The sequence below is a fragment of the Pseudomonas sp. B21-041 genome (genome assembly GCF_024748675.1).
In the GTDB taxonomy this organism is placed as follows: domain Bacteria; phylum Pseudomonadota; class Gammaproteobacteria; order Pseudomonadales; family Pseudomonadaceae; genus Aquipseudomonas; species Aquipseudomonas neuropathica.
In genome coordinates this window covers 2,611,302-2,623,698 of the sequence record NZ_CP087175.1, presented here as the reverse complement: position 1 = coordinate 2,623,698, position 12,397 = coordinate 2,611,302, and the positions used below count along the sequence as shown (strand labels likewise).

Below are 12,397 nucleotides of genomic sequence, written 5' to 3'. Positions count from 1 at the left end.
GAGCCTGCTCGCGATAGCGATTTATCCGATGTCGATGTCTTTTCTGACACACCGCCATCGCGAGCAGGCTCACTCCTACAAGTTTTGTAGCCTCAACAATAAAAGACCCGAGGAAGCGTCATGAAATTTTCCCTGTTCATCCACATGGAACGCTGGGACGAAAGCGTCAGCCACCGCCAACTGTTCGAAGACCTCACCGAACTGACCCTGATGGCCGAGGCCGGCGGTTTCAGCACCGTGTGGATCGGCGAACACCACGCGATGGAATACACCATCTCGCCAAGCCCGATGCCGCTGCTCGCCTACCTCGCGGCCAAAACCACCACCATTCATCTCGGCGCCGGCACCATCATCGCGCCGTTCTGGCACCCGTTGCGCGTTGCTGGCGAATGCGCGTTGCTCGACGTGATCAGCAACGGTCGCATGGAAGTCGGCCTGGCCCGTGGCGCCTATCAGGTTGAATTCGATCGCATGGCCGGCGGCATGCCCGCCTCCAGCGGTGGCCAGGCATTGCGCGAAATGGTCCCGGTGGTCCGCGCCCTGTGGCAAGGCGACTACGCTCACGACGGCGATATCTGGAAATTCCCGACCTCGACCAGCGTGCCGAAACCAATTCAAAAGCCCAACCCGCCAATGTGGATCGCCGCCCGCGACCCGGATTCGCACAACTTCGCTGTGGCCAACGGCTGCAACGTGATGGTCACGCCGCTGATGAAGGGCGACGAAGAAGTCCTCGACCTGAAGAACAAATTCCAGACTGCGCTGGACAACAACCCCGACGTGCCACGCCCGCAACTGATGGTGCTGCGTCACACTCACGTGCACACCGCTGATAATCCGGATGGCTGGAAAGTCGGGGCGAAAGCGATCTCACGTTTCTATCGCACGTTCGATGCGTGGTTTGGCAACAAGCAAACTCCGGTCAACGGTTTCCTCGCGCCGAGCCCGGAAGAGAAGTTTGCCGGGCGTCCGGAGTTTGAGTTGGAGAGCCTGCACAAGACCGCGATGATTGGTACGCCGGAAGAGATCATTCCGCGGATCAAGTACTACCAGGAATTGGGGGTGGATGAGTTCAGTTTCTGGTGTGACAACAGCTTGCCGCATGAGGAGAAGAAGAAATCGTTGGAGCTGTTTATCAAGCATGTGGTGCCGGTATTTCGCTGAGTCACTGCTGATTGCTTGTCCCAAATAAAAAAGCCCCGAGCAGTTCGGGGCTTTTCAGTTCAGCATGCAAATATTCTTTTGGGATATTCCCACCGCAGAATCAAAACTCAAAAAATCTATCTTGTGAAATCCGCCTCTATACCTGGTCAATCATCAACTCCTGTTGTTGACTCATGGCCGCCTGCGAAAAATTGGCCTTCATCGCCAGAGTCAATTTATATCCAGCAAAAATCAGGCGTAATCTCACAAGCGACCCCAGCTGATACAAGAATATTTCTAACCCGTAGAACCGACTTCGCCTGACCGCTAAACACCAGAGTAGAGCCTTGCTGGAGCATATCTCTCGACATTAAAAAATTGTGACCTGTCACCTCGGAAACCGCCCTTATCTGTGCTTGATTCCAATAGTCGCCGCGACAGCGAACCTCATACCTGCACTCATCCAGTTGGATGCCGGGCATATTGGTGGTAACTACCGACCAGCCACACAGATCGCAGCGTGTTCCCTGAGTGCTACCCTCATTGAAGACAACTAATTCGCCTCTACACTGCTCGCATGCTGTTGGATAGGATTCATTCATTATGGGTTACCACGGTCAATAATCCGAAAGGAAAAACGGGAATGGACCACATTTCGGAGTGCTGTCTAAATGTGGTCTGTCCCCATTCCATTCCAAATGGTTCAGACTTCGATGAGGCTACGTTGACTTCGAAACGGTGGAAAACGGGGCTAGCTGACATTTCCAAATGCTCGCTAAACGTAGTCTCCACCTATCAATTTCATACCACTATACGGATCAGCGATATTACTACCCAGCTCAGCAATTGCCTCTTTGATCTCGATAGCCACTTCTGACGAAAGCTCACTGACATTCTGGCTTGATATAAAGTCAAACAGTCCCGCCAATCCAAGGTGTGCCGCAACGACGATCGCCCCCTGAGCAAAATCAAAATCAAACCCATCCCACTCATTGATCAAGGTTTTTTCTATTTGAGTCTTTAGTGACTCGCACAACTGTTCATAGGTGTGCCACTGACGATCGCTGAGTTCTAACAGAGCCTGTAAAAAATCAAACTTTGATTTTCCAGAAAAAGGTTTCTCGATCAGCAGTTCATGAAACTCGTTTGCCACATCTTCTACAGGCATCGAGTCAGGAAGCGATTGATAATAGAAAAAATTCTTCATCACTTATGATCTACACGCAATAAACCCGGGATTTAACTCAATTAGCGCGGGGAATCCCCGAGAATCTTTACCCATTTTTCCCATTTTCTCTCTATCCTTTCTCAAGAAGCCCACTGGGTTTTCTCAGGATACTCGCCTTTTACGAAAAGCTGAGCGAGCTTCATACCCGCTCTTTCCGACCATTTTCCGCTTCCATCCAACGGGCACTCTTTAATGACGCTTATAGTTTCCTTTATTTTATCTAGCTGTATCAGACCCACGTCACCGCCCCGGCCAAACGTATATTCCACATATGCTTCAGTCTCTACAACCTTATCCATCTCTATATAAATAGCCACGTACACCTCTTATTCATTCACCCACTCAATCTATTGAAATTCTTGACGAACATGCATCACCAGACCAGCAATATCCTCAAAAGCCACAGCACCAAACTCTGAATAAAATTTTGCAACATACTGTTTTGAAGATAACCCCAAGACTTCCGCCTCCGATCTCACTTCCAGCAATAAAAAAGGCTCTATTACGAAGTTCACCTTCATAGAGAACTCACTTTTAGGTGAACTGGGGACAGACCACATTTTCGGAATACTATCTAAACGTGGTCTGTCCCCATTTACACCCTTTAAGATTTTCAACTCAATCGTGAACAGAGCCTGTCGAACTGAATCCAAGTTTATGAACAACGACTAAATGCCAAACGAAGTGCCGCGCCAACCTCGTTACAGGCACTAGTAGCGGAAATAACGACATAGTCTTTGTCAGTTATCCCCTTGCCACTCCAGGCCTCCAGTTTCTCATGATGACTGGGACGAATTGTTACAAGTCCATTAACGGCGTCCAGTGAGCAGATTTTCATATCCTTAAACAGTGCACGTTTGGTTTTGTAGCCAAATTCCTTCATTAGATTAGCTATCCACTCATTATATTGAGTGACCACGCGACCTCTAAAATCAAAAAACTCTGGATTTTCCTTCGGGTCAATCATTCGGCTAACGGCCAAGGCCGCCAAAACACATTCTCCCAGCTCGCTATCTTCACAGGTGTGCAACAGCAAAGACCTCTTCCCCTCAGGATCCGGCAGACAATTAAAATAGCCGGAGTAGGTCTCAATGAAAATAAAATCCTTATTAAACTTAACGTAAGCCCAAGCTTTATTATTCAACTGACTCATTTGCCTCACCGAACCTATACTTACTTTTACGCCATGAAATCAACCATACTTTATCGCGTGATTTTTTTGAAGCCATTGCACCGAATTCTTACCTGCAGGAACAGCGACAGAAAGAAAAGGGGACAAAGAAAAGGACAAGAAAAGGGGACAGACCACGTTTTCACTAGATGGTCAATTTTTTGGCCGCCCCGGGCTCCCTCGCTGCACGCGACGACCGATCATTGCCTCGACATCAACAGCAAACTTTGAACCGCCAAAAACATTATTTCCATTGGTCGCGTCACGAATCTGGTCAACCAATTCTGATTCTAAGTCATTTTTGAACAGTTCGCGGTAAGCATCTGCCGGCTGCCCGCCCTGCCCTCCAAGCGCCAAATACTGAGCATGAGGAGTAACAGTGTGTGATCGCTCTGATTGTGCGTTAACACGGTAACTTGACCAGCGATATTCTGCCGGATGATTTACCATTTTCGCTCTGACGGGATTCATTTCGATGTATCGATAACAGCACAACAAATATCGTTCACTTTCAACAAGGCATGAACGATACCGGCCTTCCCACAAACTTCCGCTGCGACTATACGCACGATTTATGTATTGGACGTATCTCTGGCCGACACCTTTCATCAGCAGGCTTGCGCTGTTGGCATAATGAGGACTGACTAACAAGTGAACATGATTGGTCATTAGGCACCACGCATGAATATCACATTCATTTTTAGAAGCCTGTTCGTCTAAAAGCTCCAGATAAAAAAGATAGTCTTCGTCGGTAAAAAAACACACAGACCTATTGTTTCCTCGCTGAATCAAGTGCAACGGAACGCCTGGTATCAAAACTCGTGGTCTACGCGGCATCGATGAATCCTTTCAATTGGTCGAACTGAAAGCTTAGCGGGCCGCAAGGCACAAATGACGGCAAATTTTTACGTATTGTTGCAGCCAACTACATTAAACGTGGTCTGACCCCATTTATCTTGTCAGGACATTCTGACCAGCCATGCCGCTGCCAACTCTACAACTCTTCAATACCTTCAATTACGCCACCCACTGCCCCCCGAGGCAGCAACGCCTCATGGACAATGTTTCCAAAGTCCTTACTCCAGACCAGCCTGTCCGCATGCTCTGTTTTTTGAAAATAAATAAACAGACCGGCGTCCCCCAAGAAGGTGCACGTCATATCTTGCACGCCTTCTAAAATGGCGGACTCCCCTTTGAAAAAATAACGATGCGCGGAAGCAAATAATTCTTTTACAGAAATCGCTGAATCGGCCTCCTCTATATTTTCAAATTCCATTTTTGCGTAGAAGTTCACGGCAGTTTTAAGCTCGGCGACATCCACGACATCAAGGAGCCTTTCCCCACCAACAAACAACGAAAACAAGCCGTTTACCCAGAAACAACTTGAATCAGTCCAATCTCTCACTACATCAAACTGAATTGAGAATATAAACGGATCGCCGTAAATCATTTCAATCTTACTCCTAGCGCCTTTTGCACTGCCGCCGGTATATAACTAGCCAACATGGGTTGCCGGCGTCACCAGCACTACCATTCCAGGGAATAAAAATGGGACAGATCAAGTTTTCGGAGTACTTTTTAAACGTGGTCTGTCCCCATTTTTCTTTGGCAGTTCCGAAGACGAGGATGGCCTGTCGAATTTATTGATGCTGATTGCTCAGAGGCGCGTCGCAAATCGGCCTGGTCGTATCGAGCCGCGAGCCATAAAACGAAGACCTCAAGCCTACCCCTTGCTGACCAAACCACGTCGGTCAGCAAGGGCAGATGTCAGAAAAAACGGGCACCCAAAACATGTTAAGTAAGTGCCATTCGGGACAGACCACGTTTTCAGAGCGCTTTCTAAATGTGGTCTGTCCCCATTCATCCCGCCACTGAACCCACTCGCACCTCCATTTTTTGCACCTTGTGTCATTTACCATTAAGCGCTGCCAGCAGTTTCCTCTCTAGCGCCTGAGCATATTCGACATATTCGACAGCGCGAGGCTCCGCAGCAATAAGCTCTTTATCTCGCCGCAGAATATTCAACATTTTTTGCGTCAGCAGTAAATTCTTCGCCCAGACTGCCTCCGATAATTTTGAGGTTCCTTTTAGCAACTCGGCGTCATCCAGAAATCCTACCAGCACTTCCTTATCCAACTCGCGAACCACGACAGGCAATAATTCCGACGTATACATATCTTGCCTGACCGATCTGCAAAGGTCGCCGATCTCAAGCTCGTTTATCGGAGTGTCCAGAATCGACCTGTGCCATGACTCCAGCGCAGACTCATCAGAATCAGGCTCAACTTCCCACTTAAACCCATTACTCTCATCTATTTGACGAAATGTCTTTTTCATATACCCGCACCATTTAGAGAGTCAGAAATACGTTTTAAAGTATCCAAAGCTGCCTGTCGGGCCGCTTGCGCCTCTGGGTTACTTACATTCTTAAGCGTTTCCGCATGGAAAAACGGGGACAGACCACGTTTTCGGAGTTCTGTCTAAACGTGGTCTGTCCCCATTTATTCGCAAAACTAGAAAGAGAGTTTATCCAAAAGTTCTTTTATTTTCGCGGTATCTTCAGGGTGGCGTTTAAGATATTTCTCACAAGCTAATCGAATGTATTCTGAGCAAGTAGCTTCACTCACGACAACTGTGCATTCATCGATAGGCGGATAGCCATAAGCAAATTCAACTCCCTCAAAGTGTTCCTCATCAAACAGACTATTTTCATCAGGGAAGTTACAGTATGCCCCATCCGTACTGAACCCCCACCTCTTAACGATATAGCCAACCGCCTCAATGAAGTAGCCATCATTATACATTCTGTCAAAATACCCTTTAACGGCCCAGTAGGGATCTGACTCGCCATATGGCTGACCGAACAATTCTTTCATAAGCACCTCACCTTTACTTTGGGTGGAAGTTTGTCACCGTTCCTGTGGATTTATCTAAATACACCCTAAAGGTGACATGCCCTGCAACAGAGTCATATTGACTCAACCCTTTAGATAACGCTTCCTTATAGCCACTGGCTGCGGCCTGCTGCCCTAGATCAAGTATTTTCTGATCGGCAAATATTTTCGGGTCATAAACAGTTTTCGGGAAGACCTTGTCTTTGAAACCAACAATATTCCCGGCCCGATCATATGCAGGTATTTGATATCTGACAGTAGTAACTCCAGCGACGGAAGTTGGTGTTTCGCTGAGTATCTTCAACCCATTTGTAGCCGCCGCCTGATTGAAAGCATCCAAGTTATGGGTGCCGCTAATCCCGTTCTTCTGCGTAAAGCCATCAAAACTGCTGAGGTGGCTCTTGATATTGGGATTAAAACTCAACCCCTCAGGGAAATCAGCACTTACTTTTGCACCACCCGCAAAATAATCCGGAGGCAAATCACAAGGCCCAGTGTTGTGTACCCAGGTCTTGAGTTCGCCAACGTAGAACGTATGCCCCACATCGACCGTCAGATTGTATGTTTTGCCCTCGGGCAGGTACAGCTCTAGCGATTCGACTTCGGACGAGGTGTTTTCGGTGTCGCCATCAGCCAGTGACTGTAGTAGATCACCCGGCTCCAGATCTTTGACAGGAATGAAGTCATGTTTGGCGGGTACATAGAAGGGGTGGCTCGGCGTAACCAGCAGGGTTTCGCCTTCCGCTGCGCCAGCGCCACGAACACTTTTGAGCTTGAGGCGGTAGATCGGCTGATCCGAGCGCTGATGCGTTGCCAGAATGGCTGCAGCGAACGGCTTGCCCCCTTTCTCAGGCTTGCTCCAGACCACATCTCCCACCTTGAGCGACTCAATAACGCGGTCGCCTTGCGGTGTAGAAACTTTCGTACCCGCAGCAAAGCAGCAAGGCCCCTTCGTTACTGGGGTTCCCGCGGTGCCTTTTGCACTAACCCACTTCTCACCAACCCATTCAACGGCTCTGCCCCCAATATAGGCGGTGATAAGCCCGGTGGCCGCATCGAAAGCCATACCGCCCAACTCTTGGGCGGACGCGGTCGCTACTTTATCAAACTGTTTTTCCAGCGTATGCGACGGGATCGGACTGGTAATCCAGTCTTTGAACCCCAACGCTAACCCACCTATGCCCCCAGCGATTGCACCAATCGTGTCTAAAGGTGATGACACTGCCTTCCAGATCGATTCCGCTGCCCTAACTGCCTCACCTGGCAGAGCAACAGCGTCGTTACCAACGCGAATCCCCGCTTCTCTGGCCAGAAATCCAGGGTCCATCGAAGGAGGATAAACCGTTGTAAGCTCCCTTGGGTCAATGCCGGAAAAATAACTCGCCATGGCAAGGTAAAAAAGGTACAGACCACGTTTTCAGAGTGCTTTCTAAACGTGGTCTGTCCCCATTTATTCGCTTAATTTTTTATTCGCCCTAAGAACTCAACCATTGCTAGTGGGTCTCGCTCCACGAGATCTTCAATCAAATCTTGCGCTGCCCAATGCAGAATCATGTCCCCCCCATCCGCATCCTTGCAAAGAATAAGATCATTCGACAAAGAAGAATCAATAATATTGACCTCTTTTTCACTGAGTGCCATCAGTCCACCGTAGCCATCATAGGGAATTACCCAGTAAAAGCGCTCGTTCTCTATCCAGTAAATCCCAAACACCTGCACAGGCTTTTCCCGCCCATTTTCTCGAACAATCATATCAGCATCACTCAATAGTTCTTCCAGGCTGCAGCGCAGGCGGCAGCTGCTGCGGGGTGGTAATTTTCATATCATATGCTTTACCGGTAACGGAGTTATACTGGTAGTGAACGGTTATATTTTCTCCGCTGGGCAGACGGTGACTTACTTCCATTTTCTGCCATCCCTCACTCCGCGGAAAGTCTTTATCGCCAGCAAGTTTCGTATCACGACCGGCAGCGGGGTTTTCTATCACTCTGTTCCACAACGTCTGCTCATTCAGATCTCGTGGCGCCGCTGACTGATTGCTCTTTGCTGTTGAATGAGTTGTATAGTTTGGAAGGCCAGCAGAAAACTCATTAGCCGCATTTTCACGACCATAGTCATCTCTACTTACTTTAGACCTTTCAGTAACAGCACTTGGACTATATGAGTCATCCACCACTGTTGGTTTACCGCCACTGAACCCACTCGCACCTCCATTTTTTGCACCATTAATCCGTCGTTCAGCCTCCGCCAACTCAGCAAGATTACCGCCCACCTTCGGCTTCAGTCCATTGCCAGTGTCGAAATAGAGCTGTCCATCTGGTGCAAGAACCTCAGCATTGCCCGTTCTGGTATTCAATACACGTCGGTATCCATCTGGCAGGCCGTCAGTTTTATTGAAGGAGGCGCCTGCTGAGCTGTCTTCGCGGTACCAAGCGGGAGGGACCGGCTTATCAGTATTCGACGCTCCAATGACGCCGTCGGCTACTACCCCCTCCTTCTTCACACCAGATACCAAAATCGAAGACCCGGTTCCCTCCAAGTACTTCCCTGCACCTTTCAGCAGCACCATTTCCACTGCAGCTTTCGCAGCTTCCGTACCGTAATCACGAAGCGGGTTCACATCGCCCGGATAGGTTTCACTGCTGAAGGACGCGAGCACCCTGTCGCCCTGGGTGTATTCATATGGTGCAAACAGTCTTCCAGTAGCTTCCCTGCTCTCCAGAAAGGAGGCTGCACCCGCTGCCGCGGACATACCAGGCAGGGCGCAACCAACAAGAGTCACGCAGGCCGGGCTTGTGAGTATCGCGCCGCTGTAACCTGCAACAGCGCCCGCGGCTCCGAATATCGCTCGGCCGGCGTTGCCTGTGCGTTGAGCACTTTCTTCATTGCGCAGCAGGCCGTCGTTTACCTGATCCCATTTCGAATATTCGTCAAAGGCTTTGGTAGCGAGCAGCGCACTTTGAGCATCCTTAGGCAAAAAGGGGACAGACCACGTTTTCAGAGTGTTTTCTAAACGTGGTCTGTCCCCGTTTACCCTTCAGAGTGTTTTCTAAACGTGGTCTGTCCCCGTTTACCCAGTTGATTTGGGGCGTTTTTTGTTTTAGCCGGAGTCGCTCGAATTAAAAGTCAGTTCATGAGCGCTGGCGACACTCCGCCACTGTCGAAGAGCTGCTTGAATATCTCCACGACAATCTCAAAATTTGAGCAGATGGCTGAACCAGCAACGGCGTCGCCTTGGATATGCATGATTCCGCCACGATTTTTATCGCCGCAAAATACTTTGACATCGTAGTCATCGCCATCATCAACGCCGAGCGTCAGTGCGTACTTGCCTGTCTCTGCGACAACCTGCAATGTCAAGAGTTCGAAGCCTGCTAATTCTTCAATATCCAGAGTTACACTCCCCAAATTTCGGCAGGACTCTTCAAGGTGCGCAACGACATCATTCCAAGATGGATCTCTTTGCGTGCCACCTTCACAGGTTCTGCCAAAACCGACCGTCCAAGAGAGAGAGCGCTTCACATTATTTCACCTCTTTTACTGATTTCATTCCAGGGCGCCAATAAAGCGTTTTACCTGTCGCAAGCTCTTTGATGGTAAGAGTAATAAAAAGGGGACAGACCTCGTTTTCGGAGTACTTTTTAAACGTGGTCTGTCCCCATTTATCTGCAGTTATCCAAGCTAATAACGAATCCACTTTCCAGTAGAAATCAACTGCGGACTATTCGGATCAACTAAATACAGCCATTCTGGCTCATGACCAACTGTGCCGATTAGAACTCCCAGCTTATCTGGATGATCGGGCATCGCTCCAGAGTGTATGGCACCGATATAACTATTTTTACCATACGGATTGCACAGCTGATGGCGCAATGACCCGTCAACATTATAAATTGCAGCATTATTAGGAAAACTGAAAAACCAAGGTGCATGAGAGACACCGAACCTAGAAGGCTCCTTTTCAAATATCACTAAGACTCCAGTCCTGTCAGGCAAAATATGTAGGGTTTCGAAGATCGGAATATCAACCTCTGCACCACTATCCAAAACCAACCTCTGCCGCAGGGCAACAACCTTATGCTTTTCTACATATAGAATATTCTGCTTTATTTCCTCAAGACTGCTACTTACTCCATCCCAGCGAACAAACTGGTCAGAAACGAACCCGTCATCAAACTCGCGCCTTGTAACAACCTCATAAACAAAATCCATCACTTGAGCAACCTCAGCGAGTCCATATCAACTTCATAAAGCTCTGGATTGGTTCGGGGCGGCTTATCCATAAAGTTCACTTGATGCCCACCACCTGGCAAGCGAGTACCATTTATTGCATCCCACATATTGCCCACATCCCCGTCCCGTACTCCTACCCCAGGCTTGATCGTCAATCTAATCTGATACAGCTTCCCACTTTTAAACTCTTCCGAGACTGCGAGTTTATTTCGAACATCTGCCACAGAGTTTATTGGTGTATCCGTGGCCCAAGCTCCTAGCACAGATGAGGGATTTCTTCCTTCGTCCATTTCTTTCTGCATCTTTATATACTGCGCTTCGTTAATGGTCATCGTCGTTATACGTGGTTCATTTACCACGCTATCCGTCACCATTGTCCCTTCCTTCCAAGCCGGACGCTGTGTTCCCCAGTATGGAGCATCTATTCCACCTGACTGTTCTTTCAGGAGCAAGTCATTCGCCGCTTTCTCACCATCAACACGCGGAAGACCATCACGATCCGTTACCTGTCCAGCGTTGATATTTTCCGCACGATGCACTTTCCCCGGGACAAAGTCACGCTGGGCAGACAACCCAAAACCTTCTGCATCGCGAGTCGCATTGAATTCAACTTTATCGACTGCCGAGGTGCTGCCTGGGAGACTCCCTCCCTTCTTGCCACCTGAAGTCAACAGAAGCTCCCCACTTCCCTCCAGGTATTTTCCGGCGCCCTTGAGCAGCAACATCTCCACTGCAGCTTTCGCAGCTTCCGTACCGTAATCACGAAGCGGGTTCACATCGCCCGGATAGGTTTCACTGCTGAAGGACGCGAGCACCCTGTCGCCCTGGGTGTATTCATATGGTGCAAACAGTCTTCCAGTAGCTTCCCAGCTCTCCAGAAAGGAGGCTGCACCCGCTGCCGCGGACATACCAGGCAGGGCGCAACCAACAAGAGTCACGCAGGCCGGGCTTGTGAGTATCGCGCCGCTGTAACCTGCAACAGCGCCCGCGGCTCCGAATATCGCTCGGCCGGCGTTGCCTGTGCGTTGAGCACTTTCTTCATTGCGCAGCAGGCCGTCGTTGACCTGATCCCATTTCGAATACTCGTCAAAAGCTCCGGTAGCGAACAGCGCGCTTTGAGCATCCTTGAAGCCACTGCCATCGGCTTCCAGCTTTGTGAGTGCATCATAATTTTTTTGGTCATCAGGGTGAACCGAGGCACTGCAATGAACTATCGCGCAAGCTGCCGCCTTGAGTTGGTACGCTTTTTCGGGATTCTCTTCTTGCAGCTTTTCCAACGCCAAGACTTCTTTTTGATGAAGCTGGCGGTTGTACTCGTCAGCCATCAAAGCAACCCACGATGCCTTGTTGATGTCTGCGCCGGCCAAACCAGCGGCGGTCAAACCAACTATCTGGGAGAACGCCTGGCGCAAATTCGGCTGATCGTTAAATGTCGAGTTAAGCGCGCCTGCCATGGCTTGGCTTGCGCCGGCGGCAATTGCTCCGCTTTTGAAGTCACCACCGGTAATGCTGGAGACGGCGCCCCCCATCAACGCGTGCAGAGCGGTGCGAGCGGCACCACCTTCGGCCCATATGGACATGCCGACCGTAAATAAAAAGGGGACAGACCACGTTTTCGGAATGTTTTCTAAACGTGGTCTGTCCCCATTTATCCCCTTTTCTCTGCGGCCCCGCCCATTAACCCCCTTGTTCTGTCGGCTAATTGGGTGTTCGATTTTCAAAATTAGC

15 protein-coding genes and 1 pseudogene are annotated in these 12,397 nt (G+C 49.4%); 2 read left to right on the top strand and 14 right to left on the bottom strand.

The features are described 5' to 3' along the window. The first annotated feature begins 120 nt into the window (after window positions 1–120). Complete coding sequence (locus LOY43_RS11705) at window positions 121–1,164, top strand: LLM class flavin-dependent oxidoreductase (RefSeq protein ID WP_258709677.1); 1,044 nt, start codon at window positions 121–123, stop codon at window positions 1,162–1,164. Between the two features lie 754 nt (window positions 1,165–1,918). On the opposite strand, the gene LOY43_RS11700 is transcribed toward LOY43_RS11705, so the two are convergent. The 6 genes from LOY43_RS11700 to LOY43_RS11675 form a co-directional block, all read right to left on the bottom strand. Then, window positions 1,919–2,350 (bottom strand): hypothetical protein, encoded by a 432-nt coding sequence (locus LOY43_RS11700; RefSeq protein ID WP_099758765.1) that lies wholly within the window; start codon window positions 2,348–2,350, stop codon window positions 1,919–1,921. Between the two features lie 101 nt (window positions 2,351–2,451). After that, window positions 2,452–2,688 (bottom strand): hypothetical protein, encoded by a 237-nt coding sequence (locus LOY43_RS11695; protein ID WP_095125770.1) that lies wholly within the window; start codon window positions 2,686–2,688, stop codon window positions 2,452–2,454. 30 nt (window positions 2,689–2,718) lie between these two features. Then, on the bottom strand, window positions 2,719–2,892 hold the full coding sequence (locus LOY43_RS11690) for a hypothetical protein (RefSeq protein ID WP_176471298.1): 174 nt from the start codon (window positions 2,890–2,892) through the stop codon (window positions 2,719–2,721). A gap of 134 nt (window positions 2,893–3,026) precedes the next feature. Next, window positions 3,027–3,524, bottom strand: coding sequence for a contact-dependent growth inhibition system immunity protein (locus LOY43_RS11685; RefSeq protein ID WP_258709676.1), 498 nt, complete (start codon window positions 3,522–3,524; stop codon window positions 3,027–3,029). Between the two features lie 171 nt (window positions 3,525–3,695). Beyond that, window positions 3,696–4,379 carry a transposase gene (locus LOY43_RS11680; RefSeq protein ID WP_258709675.1) on the bottom strand — a complete coding sequence of 228 codons (684 nt, stop codon included), beginning with the start codon at window positions 4,377–4,379 and terminating at the stop codon, window positions 3,696–3,698. Window positions 4,380–4,536: 157 nt separating this feature from the next. Then, window positions 4,537–4,992 (bottom strand): immunity 42 family protein, encoded by a 456-nt coding sequence (locus LOY43_RS11675; RefSeq protein ID WP_258709674.1) that lies wholly within the window; start codon window positions 4,990–4,992, stop codon window positions 4,537–4,539. Window positions 4,993–5,158: 166 nt separating this feature from the next. On the opposite strand from LOY43_RS11675, the pseudogene LOY43_RS11670 reads away from it, so the two are divergent. Next, window positions 5,159–5,344 (top strand): annotated as a pseudogene (locus tag LOY43_RS11670) (IS4 family transposase); the annotation flags it as partial. 106 nt (window positions 5,345–5,450) lie between these two features. Here the strand turns inward: LOY43_RS11670 and LOY43_RS11665 are convergent. From LOY43_RS11665 to LOY43_RS11625, 8 genes are all read right to left on the bottom strand, one after another. Beyond that, a complete protein-coding gene (locus LOY43_RS11665; RefSeq protein WP_258709673.1) occupies window positions 5,451–5,879 on the bottom strand; it encodes a contact-dependent growth inhibition system immunity protein in 429 nt (142 codons plus the stop codon). A gap of 176 nt (window positions 5,880–6,055) precedes the next feature. Beyond that, window positions 6,056–6,418: a ribonuclease toxin immunity protein CdiI gene (cdiI, locus tag LOY43_RS11660; RefSeq protein ID WP_258709672.1), complete on the bottom strand. Its 363-nt coding sequence runs from the start codon at window positions 6,416–6,418 to the stop codon at window positions 6,056–6,058. Window positions 6,419–6,431: 13 nt separating this feature from the next. Continuing rightward, window positions 6,432–7,763: a polymorphic toxin-type HINT domain-containing protein gene (locus LOY43_RS28720; protein WP_309475324.1), complete on the bottom strand. Its 1,332-nt coding sequence runs from the start codon at window positions 7,761–7,763 to the stop codon at window positions 6,432–6,434. Between the two features lie 131 nt (window positions 7,764–7,894). Then, complete coding sequence (locus tag LOY43_RS11645; protein WP_224789351.1) at window positions 7,895–8,203, bottom strand: hypothetical protein; 309 nt, start codon at window positions 8,201–8,203, stop codon at window positions 7,895–7,897. After that, a complete protein-coding gene (locus LOY43_RS11640; RefSeq protein WP_258709671.1) occupies window positions 8,196–9,413 on the bottom strand; it encodes a hypothetical protein in 1,218 nt (405 codons plus the stop codon). Before LOY43_RS11640 ends, LOY43_RS11645 begins: the two co-directional genes overlap by 8 nt. Before the next feature lie 149 nt (window positions 9,414–9,562). Continuing rightward, a complete protein-coding gene (locus LOY43_RS11635) occupies window positions 9,563–9,958 on the bottom strand; it encodes a DUF6911 family protein (protein WP_150693585.1) in 396 nt (131 codons plus the stop codon). Window positions 9,959–10,117: 159 nt separating this feature from the next. Further along, window positions 10,118–10,648 (bottom strand): hypothetical protein, encoded by a 531-nt coding sequence (locus LOY43_RS11630; protein WP_186625723.1) that lies wholly within the window; start codon window positions 10,646–10,648, stop codon window positions 10,118–10,120. After that, window positions 10,648–12,390, bottom strand: a complete 1,743-nt coding sequence (locus tag LOY43_RS11625; RefSeq protein ID WP_258709670.1) for a DUF637 domain-containing protein — start codon at window positions 12,388–12,390, stop codon at window positions 10,648–10,650. The genes LOY43_RS11630 and LOY43_RS11625 overlap by 1 nt, the downstream gene beginning before the upstream one ends. Window positions 12,391–12,397: the final 7 nt, after the last annotated feature.

Excerpts from the sequence above, each read along its gene's own strand:
- LOY43_RS11705 (WP_258709677.1), top strand. The coding sequence starts at position 121 with ATGAAATTTTCCCTGTTCATCCACATGGAACGCTGGGACGAAAGCGTC.
- LOY43_RS11700 (WP_099758765.1), bottom strand. The coding sequence starts at position 2,350 with ATGAAGAATTTTTTCTATTATCAATCGCTTCCTGACTCGATGCCTGTA.
- LOY43_RS11690 (WP_176471298.1), bottom strand. The coding sequence starts at position 2,892 with ATGAAGGTGAACTTCGTAATAGAGCCTTTTTTATTGCTGGAAGTGAGA.
- LOY43_RS11685 (WP_258709676.1), bottom strand. The coding sequence starts at position 3,524 with ATGAGTCAGTTGAATAATAAAGCTTGGGCTTACGTTAAGTTTAATAAG.
- LOY43_RS11680 (WP_258709675.1), bottom strand. The coding sequence starts at position 4,379 with ATGCCGCGTAGACCACGAGTTTTGATACCAGGCGTTCCGTTGCACTTG.
- LOY43_RS11675 (WP_258709674.1), bottom strand. The coding sequence starts at position 4,992 with ATGATTTACGGCGATCCGTTTATATTCTCAATTCAGTTTGATGTAGTG.
- LOY43_RS11665 (WP_258709673.1), bottom strand. The coding sequence starts at position 5,879 with ATGAAAAAGACATTTCGTCAAATAGATGAGAGTAATGGGTTTAAGTGG.
- cdiI (WP_258709672.1), bottom strand. The coding sequence starts at position 6,418 with ATGAAAGAATTGTTCGGTCAGCCATATGGCGAGTCAGATCCCTACTGG.
- LOY43_RS28720 (WP_309475324.1), bottom strand. The coding sequence starts at position 7,763 with ATGGACCCTGGATTTCTGGCCAGAGAAGCGGGGATTCGCGTTGGTAAC.
- LOY43_RS11630 (WP_186625723.1), bottom strand. The coding sequence starts at position 10,648 with ATGGATTTTGTTTATGAGGTTGTTACAAGGCGCGAGTTTGATGACGGG.